Annotated in this window: 20 protein-coding genes and 1 pseudogene; 13 read left to right on the top strand and 8 right to left on the bottom strand. The window is 39.6% G+C overall.

Annotated features, from left to right (window positions below; genetic code table 11):
* Positions 1-83: 83 nt before the first annotated feature.
* Together sohB and PNIG_RS07715 are read right to left on the bottom strand one after the other, a co-directional pair.
* Positions 84-1,100 (bottom strand): protease SohB, encoded by a 1,017-nt coding sequence (gene sohB, locus PNIG_RS07720; protein WP_058374553.1) that lies wholly within the window; start codon positions 1,098-1,100, stop codon positions 84-86.
* Positions 1,101-1,200: 100 nt separating this feature from the next.
* Complete coding sequence (locus PNIG_RS07715) at positions 1,201-3,630, bottom strand: VolA/Pla-1 family phospholipase (protein ID WP_089368192.1); 2,430 nt, start codon at positions 3,628-3,630, stop codon at positions 1,201-1,203.
* 206 nt (positions 3,631-3,836) lie between these two features.
* Between PNIG_RS07715 and PNIG_RS07710 the strand changes: the two genes are divergently transcribed.
* On the top strand, positions 3,837-4,583 hold the full coding sequence (locus PNIG_RS07710; protein WP_011328024.1) for a YciK family oxidoreductase: 747 nt from the start codon (positions 3,837-3,839) through the stop codon (positions 4,581-4,583).
* A 113-nt stretch (positions 4,584-4,696) separates the two neighbouring features.
* On the opposite strand, the gene ltrA is transcribed toward PNIG_RS07710, so the two are convergent.
* The 4 genes from ltrA to PNIG_RS07685 form a co-directional block, all read right to left on the bottom strand.
* Positions 4,697-5,971, bottom strand: a complete 1,275-nt coding sequence (gene ltrA, locus PNIG_RS07705; protein WP_089367769.1) for a group II intron reverse transcriptase/maturase — start codon at positions 5,969-5,971, stop codon at positions 4,697-4,699.
* Between the two features lie 808 nt (positions 5,972-6,779).
* Positions 6,780-7,652 carry a 23S rRNA pseudouridine(2605) synthase RluB gene (rluB, locus tag PNIG_RS07695; RefSeq protein ID WP_011328023.1) on the bottom strand — a complete coding sequence of 291 codons (873 nt, stop codon included), beginning with the start codon at positions 7,650-7,652 and terminating at the stop codon, positions 6,780-6,782.
* Entirely contained in the window at positions 7,649-8,239 is a 591-nt protein-coding gene (gene scpB, locus PNIG_RS07690) for an SMC-Scp complex subunit ScpB (protein WP_089368191.1), read from the bottom strand. Before scpB ends, rluB begins: the two co-directional genes overlap by 4 nt.
* 152 nt (positions 8,240-8,391) lie before the next feature.
* Complete coding sequence (locus tag PNIG_RS07685) at positions 8,392-8,913, bottom strand: EF-hand domain-containing protein (RefSeq protein WP_058373266.1); 522 nt, start codon at positions 8,911-8,913, stop codon at positions 8,392-8,394.
* A 313-nt stretch (positions 8,914-9,226) separates the two neighbouring features.
* On the opposite strand from PNIG_RS07685, the gene xthA reads away from it, so the two are divergent.
* From xthA to PNIG_RS07670, 3 genes are read left to right on the top strand one after another with little or no spacing between them, the layout of a single operon-like run.
* Complete coding sequence (gene xthA / locus PNIG_RS07680) at positions 9,227-10,033, top strand: exodeoxyribonuclease III (protein WP_011328020.1); 807 nt, start codon at positions 9,227-9,229, stop codon at positions 10,031-10,033.
* Between the two features lie 4 nt (positions 10,034-10,037).
* Entirely contained in the window at positions 10,038-10,685 is a 648-nt protein-coding gene (locus tag PNIG_RS07675; protein WP_089368952.1) for an energy-coupling factor ABC transporter permease, read from the top strand.
* Positions 10,682-11,503, top strand: a complete 822-nt coding sequence (locus PNIG_RS07670; protein WP_011328018.1) for a putative RNA methyltransferase — start codon at positions 10,682-10,684, stop codon at positions 11,501-11,503. The genes PNIG_RS07675 and PNIG_RS07670 overlap by 4 nt, the downstream gene beginning before the upstream one ends.
* Before the next feature lie 13 nt (positions 11,504-11,516).
* Here the strand turns inward: PNIG_RS07670 and yfbV are convergent, their stop codons facing one another.
* Positions 11,517-11,963, bottom strand: a complete 447-nt coding sequence (yfbV, locus tag PNIG_RS07665) for a terminus macrodomain insulation protein YfbV (protein ID WP_011328017.1) — start codon at positions 11,961-11,963, stop codon at positions 11,517-11,519.
* Positions 11,964-12,399: 436 nt separating this feature from the next.
* Here yfbV and PNIG_RS20375 point away from each other — a divergent pair.
* The 5 genes and pseudogenes from PNIG_RS20375 to PNIG_RS07645 form a co-directional block, all read left to right on the top strand.
* A pseudogene (locus tag PNIG_RS20375) lies at positions 12,400-12,498 on the top strand (ACT domain-containing protein); the annotation flags it as partial.
* A gap of 3 nt (positions 12,499-12,501) precedes the next feature.
* The gene (locus tag PNIG_RS07660) at positions 12,502-12,999 is read left to right on the top strand and encodes a PTS glucose transporter subunit IIA (RefSeq protein WP_011328014.1); all 498 of its coding nucleotides are present in this window, start codon (positions 12,502-12,504) and stop codon (positions 12,997-12,999) included.
* A gap of 4 nt (positions 13,000-13,003) precedes the next feature.
* The gene (locus PNIG_RS07655) at positions 13,004-13,348 is read left to right on the top strand and encodes an ArsC family reductase (RefSeq protein ID WP_086994314.1); all 345 of its coding nucleotides are present in this window, start codon (positions 13,004-13,006) and stop codon (positions 13,346-13,348) included.
* Positions 13,348-14,478, top strand: coding sequence for a succinyl-diaminopimelate desuccinylase (dapE, locus tag PNIG_RS07650; protein WP_011328012.1), 1,131 nt, complete (start codon positions 13,348-13,350; stop codon positions 14,476-14,478). The genes PNIG_RS07655 and dapE overlap by 1 nt, the downstream gene beginning before the upstream one ends.
* Entirely contained in the window at positions 14,478-15,161 is a 684-nt protein-coding gene (locus PNIG_RS07645) for a M15 family metallopeptidase (protein ID WP_089368190.1), read from the top strand. The genes dapE and PNIG_RS07645 overlap by 1 nt, the downstream gene beginning before the upstream one ends.
* Here the strand turns inward: PNIG_RS07645 and PNIG_RS07640 are convergent.
* On the bottom strand, positions 15,158-16,030 hold the full coding sequence (locus PNIG_RS07640) for a DMT family transporter (protein WP_089368189.1): 873 nt from the start codon (positions 16,028-16,030) through the stop codon (positions 15,158-15,160). The two genes, PNIG_RS07645 and PNIG_RS07640, sit on opposite strands and share 4 nt — an antisense overlap.
* 204 nt (positions 16,031-16,234) lie before the next feature.
* Here PNIG_RS07640 and PNIG_RS07635 point away from each other — a divergent pair, with 204 nt between their 5' ends.
* From PNIG_RS07635 to PNIG_RS07620, 4 genes are read left to right on the top strand one after another with little or no spacing between them, the layout of a single operon-like run.
* The gene (locus PNIG_RS07635; RefSeq protein WP_089368188.1) at positions 16,235-17,599 is read left to right on the top strand and encodes a COG3014 family protein; all 1,365 of its coding nucleotides are present in this window, start codon (positions 16,235-16,237) and stop codon (positions 17,597-17,599) included.
* 8 nt (positions 17,600-17,607) lie between these two features.
* The gene (locus tag PNIG_RS07630; RefSeq protein ID WP_089368187.1) at positions 17,608-18,033 is read left to right on the top strand and encodes a YcfL family putative periplasmic lipoprotein; all 426 of its coding nucleotides are present in this window, start codon (positions 17,608-17,610) and stop codon (positions 18,031-18,033) included.
* 11 nt (positions 18,034-18,044) lie between these two features.
* The gene (gene lpoB, locus PNIG_RS07625) at positions 18,045-18,665 is read left to right on the top strand and encodes a penicillin-binding protein activator LpoB (RefSeq protein ID WP_089368186.1); all 621 of its coding nucleotides are present in this window, start codon (positions 18,045-18,047) and stop codon (positions 18,663-18,665) included.
* Between the two features lie 16 nt (positions 18,666-18,681).
* Positions 18,682-19,149: an outer membrane lipoprotein gene (locus PNIG_RS07620; protein ID WP_011328005.1), complete on the top strand. Its 468-nt coding sequence runs from the start codon at positions 18,682-18,684 to the stop codon at positions 19,147-19,149.
* Positions 19,150-19,167 lie beyond the last annotated feature (18 nt).

Below are 19,167 nucleotides of genomic sequence, written 5' to 3'. Positions count from 1 at the left end.
AATAACTTCGCATTAAAAAACCCTTGATTAATTCAAGGGTTTTTTATTGGCCAAAGCTAATTAAGCTTAAAGTAATCCACTATTTATGGATTTAATGATTTAAACTTAGAAACTAAATTAACCCCTGCCTTATTAACTGCACTACTAAAGCCAAGTGCTAATTTGTCACTTAAGCCTTTTTTAATCTTATATTTAATCTTATAAATTTGACGCTCATCTTGTTGTTCAAGCAAGGCATCATCACTGGTTTTTATAACATCCACCAAGCCTTTCTCTATTGCTTGAGTTGCAAACCAATGCTCACCTGTAGCCACTGAGCTTATATCTAAACTTGGGCGCTGCGTGCTTACAAAAGTTTTAAATAAGCCATGAGTTTGCTCAATTTCTTCACGAAATTTTTCACGCGCTTTATCGGTGTTCTCACCAAATAAAGTAAGAGTACGTTTAAACTCGCCTGCGGTTATTTGCTCAAATTCCACATCGTTTTTCTTTAATATTTTATTAAAGTTAGGTATTTGCGCTATTACACCAATCGAGCCTACAATAGCAAATGGCGCTGCAATAATTTCATCAGCAACACAGGCCATCATATAACCACCGCTTGCTGCTACTTTATCTATAGCAACACTCAAAGGTATACCTGCATTTTTAATGCGCTGTAACTGTGAAGCTGCAAGTCCATAACCATGCACTACTCCGCCACCACTTTCTAAGCGAATAAGTACTTTATCTTTACTCGCATCAGCAATAGAAATAATAGCAGTTATTTCCTCTCTTAAACTCTCTACTTCATGTGCATCCATACTGCCTATAAAGTCAACCACATATAATCGCGGTTTTGGCTCTTTACTGTCATTTTTTTTATTATCTGCCTTAAGCTTTTTTTGATGTGCTTTAAGTTCTTTTTTACCTAAAGTATTGTGTAAAAAGCTTTGTTTAATATTATCTAGTTGCTCAGAAATATTATCTATTTGTATTTCACCCTTTTTAGCTTTTGGCTTAACTGCCGCGCCAACTATCAGCATTAAAATGATGGCTATAGCAATAACAAAAGTAACCGTTTTAGCGAAAAACAAACCGTATTCGTATAAAAATTCCAACACTTTTCTCCATTTATAAATTTCAGCTAATTTAGCATGCTTTTTAACAAAAAAAAGCCACTAAACAGTGGCTTTGGTTACTTAATTGCGTTGTAAGCTATTAATCGGTCACAACATCACTATTTGTAATTAACAACAAACGACCACGAGCGGCTAAGTAAGTTGCAATTTGCAATTGCATTTCAGAGTTAGCAGCAAAGCTACCTGCAGCATCCGATCCCGCCTCTTCACTAGGCGCTGGTGTTAATACTGAACCATGATGCCCTTTTGTAAATTTAACTAAATAGCTAGACGGCGTGGCACTAGGTGCTTGTGATGTGCTCACTGTTTCTAAGCCCATAAAGTTGGCCAGTGGTAAACTACCTGCAAGCGGATTGCTAGCAACACTTGGAGGTATAACTTGGTCTGGCTTATTGCCTGCGCCATCGCCCACTACCACGTTCATATATACAGGCGTTTCGAGTGCTTTAACGGTTGCGGCATAATTAGTTGGGTCGCCACTATCTAGTGCAGTTTGTGCTGCAAAAGCAAATTGTGTCATTACGCCTTTAATATTTGCCAGCTTACCCGTTTCGCCAGCCATAGTTAAAGCCGTTGCATATTCGGTGTAACCACATGATAGGAAATCTTGCATATTTGGCAGTAATACACCGCAGTTAGAAATTGCATCACCTTGTAAAAATGCATTAAATTCCGTTGCTTCGGTTGTACCTGCTTGTGATAACACCGAGCCTTGAATAAATGGGCCAAACGCAGGTGATTCTAATAAGAAACTGGCAATACCACCGCCGCCACTTGCAAGCGCAACTGTATTAACGTTAAACAGTGGATCAAGTGTTTCAGCCATTGGGCTATTTGCTTGGGCAATAAACGCCGGCGCTACAATTGAACCCAGTGAGTGACCAACATAGCTCACATCTTTACTGTTTATACTTGTATCATTAATAAAGTTTAGGCCAAGACGCAACCCTAATAAATCGGCGCTTGATTGACGTAAACTATCACGGGCAACAAGCAGTGAGCTTAGGTTCATATAACTAAGTACTGAACCTGTGGTTGCATTAAAGTCATCGTTACCGTCTGCATCTACGTCAATTCCTCGCTCGCCATGGCGCGGGTGATCAATTGCAATTGTGGCAAAACCCTGAATAGAAAGCTGCGCCGTTAATGTCAGCATGGTTTCTTTATTGGTAGTAATACCGTGCTGCATAATAACCACAGGCCAGCCACTTTCAGGCATAGCAATAGGTGCTAATTGTAAACTTGCGCGCACACCATTAATTATAGGCAAAATAGGTTTAGTCACTTGCACTGGCACATTGGCCATACTTTGCACTTTAGGAATTGAATTATATTTGGTTAAATGACGCGTGCTATCTAACCCTAAATCACGTAATTTACCACCGCTTAATGCGGCACATGCGCCGTCATTTTCACTAATTGGATCAGTAGGAAATGCAGCACCTGCTTGTGCTTTATAACCCAATACAACAACTGCGTTATCACACATGCCTTGCCAATAAGTGTCGTTTAAATCGCTAATTTCTTTACCTGTAGGCGTACCTAAATACATAGGTAACATAATGCTACCTTTTTGGTATTGCACACCTTGAAAGGCATCACTAACAGTAACACCTTGTGATTGAAATACTTGCTGTACATTTACCATTGGCTGAGTAGGTACAGTAATTGCTGGTGTCGGTAAATTTGGATTTTGCAGGCTCGCTGCTAATAACTTTTTAATTGTACCAAGCACAGGGCCTGCCGATTGCATGGTCATTGCAGCAGAAAAAATAATTTCATCTTTAGTAATATTGCCTGAACTAACAACCACATTTTCGTAGCTATTAACAGCCCCCTGTAGCGCTAGTTGTGATGGCGTAATTAACGGCGCTTCTTGTTTTACTGTAGCGTAAGTAGATGACGGCTCAATAGCACGCCCTTGTGAGTCTTTAAGCTCTGTGGTTAATACATTAATATAAGAGCTGCCGGCTTTAAATGGCTTAAGTGGAATAACCGCCACCGCATCACCAGATGCTTGGGTGATAAAGTCCACACCAAATTGTAGTTCACCTACTAATTTACAGGCAGCACCTGCAGGTGCTTGTGAGCATTGTTCATCTGTTAAACTTGCTCCCATTATTACTTCAAAAATACGTACTGAACCTGGTGTACCTGCAGAGGTGGCATCTAGGCTTACATTTGGTGGGAAAGTTAAATCTATTTTAAAAGGAACTTGAGTAGACCAGCCATCAAGCGCACCTAGTGCAAGTTGAGGGTTAGCATAAGCAGCACGAGGAATTGACACATTAGCGTCATTTAACTCCCCAGGAATATTTAAAGTACCATCTTGGGTACCGCTCATTAATAAATCATTGGGTACAGATATAACCCCATTAGCGGGATCAAACTTTACCGTCGCCTTTGGGATAACTGTAACCGAATCGTTTTTAACATCTTCTAGCGTTTCTCCGCCGCCACAACCTGCAAGAGCAGCTGTAACCGAGAGTGAGAGTAGCATTTTTTTCATATTGTTGGCTCCGCACATATCTTATTTTTATAGTGTGTTTATTAAGTATATTAAGTTAAAACAATGTAATCAGTTTATTAATGAGACATTAGACCAGTTAAACTTAACGTAAACTTTCTACTTTCGCCACCTAAATTTACAATAAATTCGATTACTTAATGTTTTGCTATGTTAAAATCAAAAAAAATTCATCCATGGGTACTTTTATGAACACCTATCAAGCTGCTGAAAATGCACTTAAAGATAAAGTTATTTTAATCACCGGCGCAGGTGATGGAATTGGCCGAGTAGCTGCAATTACATACGCTAAATACGGCGCAACTGTTATTTTATTAGGCAAAACAACTAATAAACTAGAATGTGTTTATGATGAAATTGTTAAAGCAGGTTATCCACAACCGGCAATAGTCCCTATGGATTTAAAAGGCGCAACTAAGCAAAACTACCGCGATCTAGCTGCCACTATAGAGTCTCAATTTGGCTGTCTTGATGGTTTATTAAATAATGCGGGCATTTTAGGCACGTTAGGGCCACTTGAGCATTTTTGTTCGTCAACCTTTGAAAACATAATGAAGGTTAATGTCACCGCGCAAGCTATGATCACTAAAGCGCTGTTTCCGGTACTGCGCAAATCTAAAAATGCATCCGTGGTATTTACATCATCTGGCGTGGGCCGTAAAGGTCGCGAATTTTGGGGGCCTTATGCTATTTCGAAATTTGCTGTAGAGGGCATGATGCAAACATGGGCATGTGAAGTAGGTAAAACCAATATACGTATTAATTGTATTAACCCTGGTGCTACACGCACTTCAATGCGCGCTAGTGCTTATCCTGGTGAAGACCGAGATAAACTTGCAACACCTGAAGACTTAATGCCTACTTACTTATATTTAATGAGTGATGATTCGAGTAATGTGAATGGCGAGTCGCTTGACGCTCAAGTAAAAAAATAGCTATTACTCTAATGTAGATACATCGAGTAGGGTGAGGCTTTTGCCTCATCCCTCTCACAGAACCGTACGTACGGGCCTCGTATACGGCTCCTGTATTCTTCTATCCCTTCGGCTTATTTTCTAAACGCCGATTGAGCAAGCCATCCTGTACTTACTTTTTCCATTGAATATAAACCTTGCTCCTCAAACCATTGGTTTGGCATCGCTACATTCGATAATGGACTTAGAGAGTTTCGCCATGAGTTCATTTTGATGAACTTAAATGGCGGCTTTTTCCCTAATTGTTTTAGTCGCTTATGCAACCTCGCTGGGTTTTTCCACAACCTTAACTGAATTGCCCTTAATCGTCGTCTCACCCACCTTGCCAACAAATTTAGCACTCGTTTACAATTGGCTATACTGAAATAATTTACAAAGCCGCGCACCACTGGATTGAGTCTTTTTATTACTTCAATTAAGTTCATGCCACTATTTCGCTTTGTTAATCGTTTAACTCTTTGTTTAAAGCCTTTGAGTTTTGTGGCTTTGGTACGCGTCCAATTACTGCCTATCTCCCCTCCCAAAAATTTTACGCCTTCACTACTATGCGCTATGTGCGTTTTCTTTTCGTTGACTGTTAACTTTAAGCCTTTTTCGAGTATCTGAGTCGCTACTGTGAGTGCATTCTTGGCTGCTTTTTCTGTGCAGCATAAGATCAATATGTCGTCGGCGTACCTCACTATTCTGTGATTTCGCTTTTTCATTTCTTGATCAAATGCATCTAGGTAGATATTCGCCAACAGTGGACTGATAACACCACCTTGTGGACTTCCTAGCTCACTCGCTTCCCAATTATTGCCTATCATTACTCCGCTTTTTAAAAACTGTTTGAGCAGTTTTAAGATGCTACCGTCTGTCACTTTGCTTTTGACGCTGCTTATGATCAAGTCGTGATCGAGTAGGTCAAAACACTTCGACAGATCCATATCAACCACCCACTCACGGTGATATTTACGAATAAATACCGTGGCTTTGCTGATGGCGTCATGACAACTTCGTTTCGGCCTGTACCCATAACTTGATGGGTGAAAGTCGATGTCGAAGAGCGGTTGGAGAATGTTCAATAGTGTTTGTTGTACTATGCGGTCGCGAACTGTTGGAATTCCCAGCAGTCTCACACCACCATCATCTTTCGGTATTTCTATCCGTTTGACTGGCTGTGCGCGATACTGCTTGCTTTGCAGTTCACCTTGCAGTTGTTTCAAGTTTTCTTCTAAATTCAAGGCGAACGCGGCTATGGACTGCCTATCTATTCCGGCCGCTCCTTTCGCTGCTTTCACTTTTTTGAATCCCTTGTACAGGTTATTAATATCTAATAATTGCCCATACAAGCTGTAGTAAACTGTCATCAATTGCCTTTGCTTACGGTATGTCTGTCGTTTCACATTGATGTATAGTGGTGTTCTTCATGAGGACATTAGGTGTGCTAGCCGAATGGCAATCTGCCTAAGTGGTCGCTCATTACTCCCATGCTCGGCCTTCAGTTCTCAGCGTCCACATTCCTGCTTAGCCGTCATCTCTTGCCTATTTCCGTCGAAATACATGTGAGCCTATACGTCGATACTCCTGATTTTCATACACTTAAAGAATACTTCCCCCCTTCGCAATCAATTAAAACTTTTGATTAAAATTGACCCTATCAAACATTCTGTTGATAGTCGGCTTGGTTTTGTCCTCCACACCATTACTGGCTTTCATCGGCCTAGCCTTACTCACTACTACGGGTTCATCTGCCACCTCACACCGACGTTAAACCTTGGGTTTCCCCTTGAGTTTAGGCCACTTATTTACACTAAGTTTAGATGCCAGGCTTCCCCAGTTACTGCACTGGCTCCCTGTTAGAAATCCCACCCTCAAGCACAGTATTGGTCTGACTAAGTATAGGGCGTTGCGCTATTTTGCACGCTGACCCACCAATACTGCCGAAACAGGTTACGGTTAGTTGTGTACCTCTAACTTCTTATGGCTTCCTTCAGACCCCACCGTTGGCCAGTGACGCCCTTGCCATTCAGATTATCTTCCCCTTAGTCAGGGTAATAAGGCATCTTTCAGCCTATCGGGTTTGCCAGCTTCGCTGGGCAAACAAAAAAGCCGCTCAAAATTTTGAGCGGCTTTTTTAATGCCTAACTAATTTAACTAATTTAACTAAATAGCAGGTTACTTACGTTTAGTTGGTTTAACACGCTGATTGTGCTTTTTAACCGCTTTACGTATTTGGTTTATTTTGGCACGCTTATCTTTGCGTTTTTCAGGCATTACAGAAAGCTTAGTTTGTGTTTCACGTCCTAACTTAACTGTTTTTCGTAAATAGTTTACAGTGTCTAGGTCGTATTCAATCCAACCACCTTGTGGTACGCGCTTATCCAGCTCTAATTTACCGTAACGAATACGGATCAGGCGAGAAACTTCCACCTCTTGTGATTGCCATAAACGACGAACTTCTCGGTTACGTCCTTCATTAAGCGTTACATTGTACCAACGGTTTATACCTTCACCGCCCATAGGGTTAACCGTTAGAAATTTTGCTGGGCCATCTTCAAGTTCAACACCACGGGTTAAGTTTTTAATGGTTTCTTTGGTTACTTCACCAAATACACGGGCTGAGTATTCACGTTCAACCTCGTAACTTGGGTGCATGAGTCGGTTTGCTAATTCACCATCGTTAGTAAATAGCATCAAGCCTGCGGTATTAATATCTAATCGGCCAACCGCAATCCAGCGCTCGCCATCAATACGAGGGAGTCGGTCAAATACAGTACGACGACCTTCAGGATCTTTACGCGTGCTTAACTCACCTTCAGGCTTGTTATACATAATTACGCGACAAATTCTATCCGCTTTTTCTTCAATTTTTACTGTATGGCCATCAACGCGAATTGAATCTGTTTCTTCAACACGATCGCCTAATTTAGCCACTTTGCCGTTAACGCTAACGCGGTTTGCATCAATGTATTTTTCCATTTCACGGCGTGAGCCTACGCCAGCACGGGCTAGGACTTTTTGTAACTTTTCACCTTGTATAACACTCATTCGGATGGTTCTCTCACAGAAGGATCACTTAATAACTGGTTAATTTTACTTTGCTGTTGCTCTGGCAAGGCAGGTAAATTATCTAAACCTGTTATCGAAAAATAATCTAAAAATTGTTTAGTAGTCGCATATAGCGCCGGCTTACCCGGCACTTCTTTGTGGCCTACCACTTTAACCCACTCTCTTTCGAGTAGTGTTTTAATAATATTTGCCCCCGTAGTAACACCACGCACTTGTTCAATTTCGGCGCGTGTAATTGGTTGCCTATAAGCAATTAGCGATAATGTTTCGAGCAAAGCACGCGAATATTTGGGCGCGCGTTCTTGCCATAAATTACTTAGCCAAGGGCTTAAGCTACTACATGCCTGAAAACGATAACCACTGCCTACTTCTACCAAACGAATACCACGGGTCTGAAAATGTGTTTGTATTGCTGTTATTGCATCGTTTATACGCACCATAGATATTGCTAAATCGGCTAAAACAACATCCTTTAGATGACGTTTACTTAATGGTTTGTCAGCAACAAAAATCGCCGCTTCAATGATCTCAATTAATTGCTCATCACTAACTCGCCGACCCACCATAAACGCTCTTAAACTAATAAACACACACAGCCAACTATTATGCCAGAACTACAGCAAAGTAGGAAAACATATCGAGCAATTTAGTAAATCAAAGCCACAAAAAAAGCCAGTGCACAGCACTGGCTCCTTCCTCACACTTTAAAATGGTGTGCTTAGCTGTTATTGGCGCTTTTAAGTGCGTCGTCTTCAGCGACTGCATTGCCATATTTTTTTATGTAAGTTACAAATTCACGTTTGCTAACACGCTTGTCTTTATTTACATCCATATAGCCAAAGTGATTTGAAATATCATCATCGTCTGCTTCTTCTACCGAAATATAGCCACTTTTATCGTTATCTAAACTCGAGAAACTGCTTTGTATTTTATCAAATTTAGTAATATCCGCTTTAAATGCTGATTCGCTTACTTCACTGTCTGTGGCAACTTTTCCGGTATTTAATTGCATGTACGCATTAAATTCATTGCGACTTATTTGATTATCCATATTGGTATCAATATTTGAAAAGTGTTGCCAAATATTATCGTCATCGGCTTCAACTTTCGAAATAAAACCATCACTATCGTTATCTAAACTTGCAAAGTCACTATCAATTTTATCTAACCCTTGGTTAGATGCACAAGCTGCTAAGCTTAACGTTGCTAAAATAGTAGAGGCTAATGTTAACTTTTTCATAAGACGTATCCTTGTAGTTAATTAATGTCACTTTAACTAATACAAGTTAAATGCCAAAAACACTAACCCCTTAAAATCAATTAGTTACAACTAAAATATAAGTAAAAAACTAACGTAATACATTATAGTAATGAAAGCTTTGCTTCATGCCTTGTAATTTTTGCAAAAATATTGGTGTAATACCGGACATTACAGCGAGTGTTTTTACACTTAAAAGTTCAGCCAATAACTTCCTTGTTTCGGGCGTGTTATGTAAGTGTATTTACTGATATAATTTAACGCATTATATAGAACCAATTTTAAGGTATATGCTATGAAAGTGATTTCTTTCAATATCAATGGTCTGCGTGCGCGTCTTCATCAATTACAAGCTATTATCGACAAACATCAACCCGATATTATTGGCCTACAAGAAATTAAAGTTCATGACGAAGCGTTCCCACTAGAAGATGTACAAAAAATGGGATATCACGTTTATTATCATGGCCAAAAAGCCCATTACGGCGTAGCTATGTTATGCAAAAAAGAACCTAAATCGGTATTTAAAGGCTTTGCCACTGATACTGAAGAGTCACAAAAGCGCATGATCAGTGTTACCGTAGAGCAAGACAATGGCCGTGATTTAACGGTAATGAATGGTTATTTCCCGCAAGGTGAAAACATTAATCACGAAACCAAGTTCCCGTATAAACGTCAGTTTTATAAAGATTTAATGACCCACCTGCAAACAAATCATACCCCTGATGAAGACGTGATTGTAATGGGCGATATTAATATTTCACCTACCAACCTAGATATAGGTATTGGCGAAGTAAATGCTAAACGTTGGTTAAAAACCGGTAAATGTTCTTTTCAACCGATAGAGCGTGAATGGCTGGCAACATTACTTAATTGGGGCTTTAAAGACACCTTTAGAGAGCAAAACCCAGAAACCAGCGATCAATACTCGTGGTTTGACTACCGCTCAAAAGGGTTTTTAGATAACCGTGGCCTACGAATTGATGTTGTACTTGCAACACATGAGCTAGCCGCGCGTTGTATAGACACAGGTATAGATTACGAATTACGTGGCATCGAAAAGCCATCGGATCATGCCCCTATTTGGTCTGAATTTAAATAACCCTATGCTTAGCCTCCCAATGCAAGGGCTACTTTGGGCCCTTGTAATCGCTATAAGCTTATTTAGTATTGATAAAGCGACCTATAAAGCACTCTACAATGTACCCATACGCCAAACAGGAGTACTTGCATGTGCGTTGGTGTTTGCTGTTTTATGGCGCATTAAAGCTGGTATTTTAACGGGCCTTGATTTACATATTTTAGGTATTACTGCAGCTACACTTATACTCGGTTGGCGTTTAACTATTTTAAGTAGTGTTCTGGCAACGGCGCTATTAGCCGCATTTGGTTTAATTGAGTTTGAGTTACTGCCAATGCAATTGCTTATTGGCGCATTTATTCCTATTTTATTGAGCTACTTGGCTTTTATTGTTAGTTATCAGTATTTACCGCGCCACTTTTTTGTTTATATATTTGTATGTGCGTTTATTACGGCTGGGTTTATCGCCTGTATAAAAATAGCTTTAGGGGCATTATTTTATCTTGCTATTGGTCAATATAGCTGGCAACAATTAGCAGATAATTACGTTTACTTAAGCGCTATTATTTGGCTGCCAGAAGCCATGTTAAACGGTATGGCTATTACAATTATGATCACTTATCGCCCACATTGGGTAAAAACTTTTTACGATAAGGACTACCTAGGCTCATGAGTCTTGAATATAGCTGCCCACTGTGTAGCAACTTACTAATAAAAACAGCTAATATGCTTCGCTGTGAAAACAACCATAGTTTTGACTTTGCAAAAGAAGGCTATGTAAATTTATTGCCTGTACAGCAAAAAAACTCAAAACAACCTGGTGACTCATTAGAAATGGTGCAAGCTAGGCGCGCTTTTTTAGAGCGCAACTATTATGCCTTTTTACAGCACGAACTTGGCCAAATTATTAGTAATATAGCAGCTAATAATATTATTGACTTAGGGTGTGGTGAAGGATTTTATACCCAAGCTTTAGCTAGTAATACCCAAGCTACTGTGTACGGGGTTGATATATCGAAGGCGGCGGTAAAATATGCGGCAAAACGCTACAGCAATTGTCACTTTAGCGTGGCATCCATTAGCCAAGCACCTTTTAAAAGCTACTTTGCCGATGTATTGGTCAGTGTATTCGCACCATTATTTACTCAAGAACTAGCAAGGCTTGCTAAACCCGGTTCAACACTCGTAGTGGCAAGCCCCGGACCTCAGCATTTAAAAGAGTTAAAAGAGTATATTTACTCAAGTGTTAATGAACATACACAAATAGAAGTACCTGCAATGTTTACACAAACATCGCAAACACTCATCACTGAGCAAGTTACCTTAAACTTTAGCGACGTTAAAAACTTAATAATGATGACACCATTCGCGTGGAAGTTCAGACCCGAGCACTGGCTAGCACTCGAAGAAAAAGGTGAACATAATGTCACCTTATCGTTTTATATTACACAATTCACAAGAGATAAAAGCATAGCTGTTGCGCACATATAAAGGCAACAGGCGCTTAAAATTGCTCTTTAGTGAACGTTTTGTCCATTTTATCAAACATATCGTTAAGTAATTCTTCAAGCTCCAAGTAACGGGGCTTTTTTTCGCTGCGCTGTGCTTGATAGCCATTAGCCACCATTTTAGCATAAAGCTCGTTATACCAACGTTGCATGGCAGGCTCTAACTCGGTTTGCGCTCGTTTTCCTAACCATAACAAACCTTGTAAAGGGAGCGATATAAAAAAAAGCGCGCTTGCAATTGCTTGCGGTAAAAAGTCAGAGCCAAGGTAATTTAACTGAAAAAATAACGTTAGCATGGCTAATATTGGCATTACCGTAATCGCCAACTCTGTCGCCTTTATTACTTTAAACTCAGCAAACAAAGGAGCTAATTCTTTTCGCATTGGCCATTTTTTAGCGTACACACGCCCTATTTGTACTTGCGACATCACACTTTTTTGCATCATGACTCCTCATACATAATATCAACACTACCAATAATATTGGTTGTTATCATAATAGTGTAACACAAATTATTTTATATGGAATTTTCATAAAAACGCACTAAACGAGTAAAAAATCACTCATACTTTAAGGCCTTTTGTTTGAACAGGTTTTGTCTCAATATTAATACATACGCTGTTAAGTGCTAAATGGATCTTTTCTAATCTAATAATTTTAAACATTATAATCAGTACGTTAAGCCACTTATACGCCACAATTCCCACAGTTATCCACAGAAAATGTGGACAACATAATTAACCTCACTTTTGCTAACGTAACCACAACTAGCTTAGTTACTGTTACTGCTTTAATTTAAGGTTAATAATCTATACTATAACCTTATAGTTATTGCTGTTCGTCGGGCTTTTAATGTCAAAAAAAACATTACAATTGCATAGTACAGTCGATACCGATTATATATTAGTAAAAAAACACACCGTAGATTTAGCTATTACCGCTTTGAAAAAAGATGGCTATAACGTAATTTTTGAGTGACTTATGAAACCGCAAACAATAGATTATTTAGCTCAGAATAAATTACCTCGTCATGCCATTAATATTACTAGCCCATTTTCAGGAAAAGTAATAGCACTTAACGAACACCCCGAACCACTTTTTCGCTTTGGCACATTAGGCCCAGGTATTATGGTACAGCTAAGCAACCATAAAATATTAGCCCCGTTTGACGGCACTTTGCTGCAGGCAAAAAATGCCGGCACCGAATTTATTTTACAAGCTAAAAACGGCCTAAAAGTACTGATTAATTTAACTATTGCGAGCTCGCAACACATTACCCATACCCACATAGCTCAGTTAAATGGTAGCAAAATAAGTAAAGGCCAACGCCTTGCTTATTTTGATTTACGCGAACTTGATACACCTATGCTAGCAAGTTTAATTTTGCTCAATGGCCACAGCCTAGGTACATTTCACTTTTCACACTTGCAGGTAAATGCGGGTGTCGATACTTTATTAACTATTATTAAAAAGAAGTAGATTTATGATCACCCTTTACGGCATAAGCAATTGCGACACTATAAAAAAAGCTAAAAAATACTTAACCGATAACAACATTGAGTTTACTTTTCATGACTATCGCAAAGATGGCGTAAACGAGAGTATGGTTAGCAACTTTGCTGATAAACTTGATTGGGAGCAGCTTGTAAACAAGCGTGGCACCACTTATCGCGCTTTAAGCGATGATGAAAAACAAAGCTTAACTAAAGAAAAAGCGATACCATTATTAGTTGAGCAGCCTGCAATGATAAAACGCCCTGTACTGGTTAATAATAACGAGTACCACTTAGGTTTTAAAGCAGCACAATACGATGAGATTTTTAAATAATGACAAATGACGTAATCGCTCTAGCGCAAGCCTTAATACAACGCGAATCAGTAACACCTGAAGATGCTGGCTGCCAGCAAATGATGAACGATAGATTGCAAGCAGTTGGCTTTAACATCGAATCGTTATTTTTTACCGATACCTTAAATACTTGGGCACGCAAAGGGACGCAATCGCCACATTTTTGTTTTGCCGGGCACACCGATGTAGTCCCCACAGGCCCTGAGAAAAACTGGCAGTACCCACCATTTTCTGGCCTAGTTGAAAATGGTTTATTACACGGGCGCGGTGCAGCCGATATGAAAGGCTCATTGGCTGCTATGCTGGTTGCTACTGAACGTTTTGTAACAAAGCACCCAGATCATAAAGGCTCTATTTCTTTTTTAATTACTTCAGATGAAGAAGGCCCATTTATAAACGGCACTACTCGGGTAATTGACACCCTTGAAGCTCGCGGTGAAAAAATAGATATGTGTTTAGTTGGCGAGCCTTCATCTCGTGATGTATTAGGCGATGTAGTTAAAAATGGACGCCGAGGCTCACTGACCGGCTTTTTAACTGTTAAAGGTATACAAGGGCATGTGGCATACCCGCAGTTAGCGCAAAACCCTATTCATTTAACTACCCCTGCACTCACTGAGCTAAGCCAAACAGTATGGGATCACGGTAACGAGTACTTTCCCGCCACTAGTTTTCAAATTTCAAATATAAATGGCGGCACTGGGGCCGGTAATGTGATCCCCGGGGAGTTAGAAGTACAGTTTAACTTTAGGTTTAGTACTGAAGTTACTCATACGCAATTACAACAACGCGTTAACGCTATTTTACAGCAGCATAATTTAAATTATGAATTAAGCTGGATTGTAAACGGCCAACCGTTTTTAACAGAGCATGGCCCACTGGTTGACGCCACAGTAAAGGCAATTAAATCGGTAACCGGTTTAACAACAAATCTAGAAACGACTGGCGGTACATCAGATGGGCGTTTTATTGCTCAAACCGGCGCTAAAGTAATTGAGCTTGGCCCGCGCAATGCCACTATTCATAAAGTAGATGAATGTGTAAGTACCGATGACTTAATTGCACTGTGCGATATTTACGAGCAAATTTTAGAAAACCTACTAACGTAATGAACTCAAAAAAAATAACCACAATGTGTATTACAGGACAAAGTGATACGCATTTAACCCAAATTCAAAATCATCGTTTGCACTGCAATATCGTTAATGATTTTTTAGCACTGCAAAGTGCCGCCAAAGCAGCAGGGTTTGAGCTTACAATAGCTTCCAGCTTTCGTGACTTTAACCGCCAAGCGGCTATTTTTAACGCTAAATTTTCAGGTGCACGCCCTGTTTATAATAAACAACAGCAAGTTGTTGAATTAGATAACTTAAGCGATATAGATAAATGTATTGCCATTATGCTCTACTCTGCACTGCCTGGCGCAAGTAGGCATCATTTAGGGACCGATTTAGATGTGTTTGATAAAGCGGCAGTGAGTGATGATTACCAGTTGCAACTCACGCCCGATGAATATCAACAAAGCGGCCCATTTGCTCCACTGAGCGACTGGCTAGATGCTAACTTAGCACTATTTGGGTTTTATCGGCCTTATCAGCATGACTTAGGTGGTGTAGCCCCCGAGCTTTGGCATATTAGCCATATTAAGCAGTCGCAATTACTGGTTAATATGCTTAGTCTGCAAGTACTGCATGAGTGTATAAGTAATAGTGACCTATTAGCCAAAGAGGCTATTTTAGCCAACTTACCCATGCTTTATGAGCGCTTTATAATAAACGTTAGCCCTGTTTAACAGGGCTGTTTTTTATTGAGCGTAAATACCAGCACTGCCCCCAAAATAACACTGCTGGCAACTATAAATTGCACGGTTAACTGCTCAGATAAAAACACCACGCCCGCAATGGCAGCAAGCACAGGTACACATAGCTGCACCACTGCTGCTTGGGTGCTTTTTAATTTTGGCATTGCCGTATACCAAATACTGTAACCAATACCTGAAGCTATTGCGCCACTGGCACATGCAAGTAACACTCCTTCTATGCGGATACTTTTTATATAACCCATACCTATTATTAGCAATATAGGCAAAGCAACTAAGCTGCGAATAAAGTTAAATGCAGAGGTTCTCAGTGGTGATATACAAGCTTTGCCTCGTATACTATACACACCCCACGCTATGCCACTAATGGCCATAAGGGTCGCTCCAAATAATGAAGGTATTGCTGCAGAGGGCAACATTAAATAAACAAAACCGGCAAAAGCGCTTATAAATGCCAACCATTGTAATAGACTCAATTGCTCTTTTTTATAAATTCCCCAGCCAATCATAGTAAGTTGTACCGCGGAAAATAAAATAAGTGCACCAGTGCCGGTATCAAGCTCTATATACGCGATAGAAAAACACAATGCATAAACAAGCAAACTAATACTACTTCGCCAACTTCCTGTATCTTTTAATATTTCGCTATTAAACGTACCGTTACGTTTTGTAGTATTAGTATAAAGCAGCATAATAATGGCTAAACATACAGCCCCGCTAAGTAAGCGAATAACAGTAAAGTTCCATGCATCTATATACCCTTGTGCGAGCGCCATTCTGCACAATAAAGAGTTAGCGGCAAACGCAATTAAAGCACTTAAAGTGTACAACGTTGTTTTCAAAAACAATCCTTAGCTAAAATAAGTACAGTTAACACTGCTAATTTAATGATTTTTAGATTTAGTTATTATAATAACATTACAATATTAATACGATTAACGCTTCGTTCACTGCTCGGCAGTTATGCTACGCTTTTTTACAATATTTCACATATTTTTTTAATGAGTGTATGTTAATCTTATTAAGTAAATTTAAAGGAGTGCTCAGTGCGCCGTAGCTTAATATTTAGTTTTTGTTTTATTTTAAGTGGTTGTAGTACCATAGGATTTAGCGATCTATTTAATGACTATGCGACTCAAGTATCCCCTGTAAGACAAGCAATAGAGAGTAACAACATAGCGCAAGCGCAGTCGCTTATTGCTAAAAATAGTAGTATGCACAGTAGCTACTTACTTAATCAATTAGAGCAAGCGCGCCTTGCCGACTTAGCTAATATGCAAACCGATGCGCAAAGCCAATTTGAAAACGTTTATCAACAAGTACAAAACAAGCGCGAGGCTGCCAAAGTTCAGCTCAGTAGTGGGCTTGAACAAAGTAATGCTTTATTTACCAACGACTCGGCTATTACTTATATACCCGCCCCTTATGAAATGAGCATGCTGCATAGTTATAAAGCGCTTAATTACGTATATAAAAATGATGTTGAAGGTGCATTAGTTGAAGTTAGGCGGGCTAATAAAGTACAAGTAGACGCACTTATTCAAAATCAGGCAGCGCTAGATTCCGCTACAAAAGAAGCGCAGCAGCATTATCCAAGTATGAGTAAGGTTACCCGAGACGTTAAAAATGGCTTTCAAAATGCTTATACTTTTTATTTATCCGCTTTATTGTACCAAAGCAGTAAACAGTATGATGATGCCTACATTGACTATAAAAAAGCACTCGAAATACAACCCAACAATATTTATTTGCAACGTGATGTACTTCGCCTTGCTAAAAAACAAGGCTTTGATCAAGACCTAAGTGAGTTTAAAAAGCGCTTTGGTGAGGCAGCAAATATACCGTCTGAACAAGGCGAAGTAGTTATATTATTTGAACAAGGCTTAGTGCCTAAGCAACACGAATTTAAATTACGTTTACCTATTTTTACCTCTGGCGGTAATGCACGTTTTTATAGCTTAGCTATGCCAGTTTATAAAGACAACGCCTATGTTCGTAGCATTAATAACATCAGTATTAATGCCCAAAACTTAGTATTAAGCCCGCTAGTGCACATAGAATCACTGGCTGCTAAAACGTTAGAAGATCAAATACCTGCCAGAATAGCGCGGCAAATACTGCGTTTAGTCGCCAAAGAAAAAGTACGAGCCGAACTGGCTCGTAGCACCGGAGACGTAGGGAATATAATTGCGAACATTTATAACTTAGCCTCTGAGCAAGCCGATACACGCAGTTGGCTCACGCTACCAAATCAAATAAGTGTGGCGCGAAGTAGCTTAAACAGCGGCGCGCATTCATTAACCATAGGCACGCAAGCGCCAATAAATTTTACCGTTAGTAAGCAAAGGTTAACCTTAATTTATCTAACCTCTATAAATAACTACTTTAATTATCATGTAGTACAACTCTAGGAGCGATTATGAGATACATAATGCCATTATTTGCGGTTTTAATACTCAGTGCCTGTGCTGGCAAACCAGACACATCGGGTATAGTAATTGAGCAAGGTAATAAAACATTTAATCAGCAACTACGTGTTGATAACCCAGAGCTTGGTGAGAAACTAGCTATTAGTGACGTAAAAACACGTCAAACAAACCAATTAACTGACGTGGTAGTTACCTTAGCAAGCCAATATAAAAAGTCGCAATACTTACAGTATCAATTTAATTGGTACGACAAAGACGGCTTTGTTATTAAGGGTAATCACTCCCCTTGGCAAGCAATTACCTTATTTGGCTTTGCACAAACACAATTACCAGGGCTAGCACCCAGCCCAGATGCAGTTACCTTCTCATTAGCAGTAAGAGAAGTGTCTACCGATGCGCAAGAATTTAAAGAATAAAGGAAATAACAATGATCATACGTAAAAAAATCAAAACAGCTTCAACTTACGCGCTTATTGGTTTAAGTGCATTAGTATTAAGTGGTTGTGCAAATAAAGCGGTAGTTAGTTATGGCGACGCACAAGCCGTAGAAACCACTGACATTAACTTTGGCTCTACCGATTTACAAAAAGTAGCCAGCCAAATGACCGATTCACTATTAAGCTCTCCGGTTGTTGGCACCATGACCGCCAATAAACGCCCTGTGGTATTTGTTGAAAGAATTAAAAACAAAACCAGCGAGCACATTGATACCGAATCAATCACCGACTCTATTTCAACTCAGTTACTGCGTAGCGGAAAATTTAGATTTGTTGATATGACCCGAGTTGAAGCTATACGTGAGCAGCTTAAATTTCAAAACGAAGATGCATTAGTTAACCCCACGACTGCTGTGGCATTTGGTAAACAAATTGGTGCGCAGTATATGCTGTACGGCAACTTATCAAGCATAGTTAAATCCAATGCTGACAAATCAGACGTATACTATAAATTTACCATGCGTTTAATGGATATGGAAAGTGGCTTAGTTGAATGGGCTGACGAAACAGAAATTCGTAAAACGAAAGAAAAATCAACCTTTGGCTGGTAGTCAATAGGAGTTAATTATGAAAGCGATTACTGTATTAATGTGTACATTACTTACAATTAGCGCACCTGCATTGGCTAATTACGAGCGCAATAAAGCAGTAGCAGTACAACAAGTGCTATTTGGCGATGTGCAATCAGTGCGTAATATTACTGAGCAAGAGCTAGTACAAGATCAAAGTAGTGGTTGGAAAACATTTGGCGGCGCTTTGCTTGGCGGCGTTGTTGGTAATCAGTTTGGCGGTGGCAGCGGGCGTACTGTTGCTACTATTTTGGGCTCAGTGATAGGCGGCAATGTAGCGCATAATCAACAGCAAAAAAGCCATTACCAACAAACTCGTTTAGTAGAGTTATTAATACAAGTTGAAAATGGCGATCAATTTATGGTGGTTCAAAATCAAGACCAATCAATGCGCTTTAGCAAAGGCGATAGTGTAAGGCTGGTGTATTTAAACGATAACAGCGTACGTGTTGATAAAGCCTATTAATAGCAATTATATTAACTT

The organism is Pseudoalteromonas nigrifaciens (assembly GCF_002221505.1).
In the GTDB taxonomy this organism is placed as follows: domain Bacteria; phylum Pseudomonadota; class Gammaproteobacteria; order Enterobacterales; family Alteromonadaceae; genus Pseudoalteromonas; species Pseudoalteromonas nigrifaciens.
The sequence above is the reverse complement of the archived record's forward strand: the minus strand, read 5'-3'. Positions and strand labels throughout refer to the sequence as shown.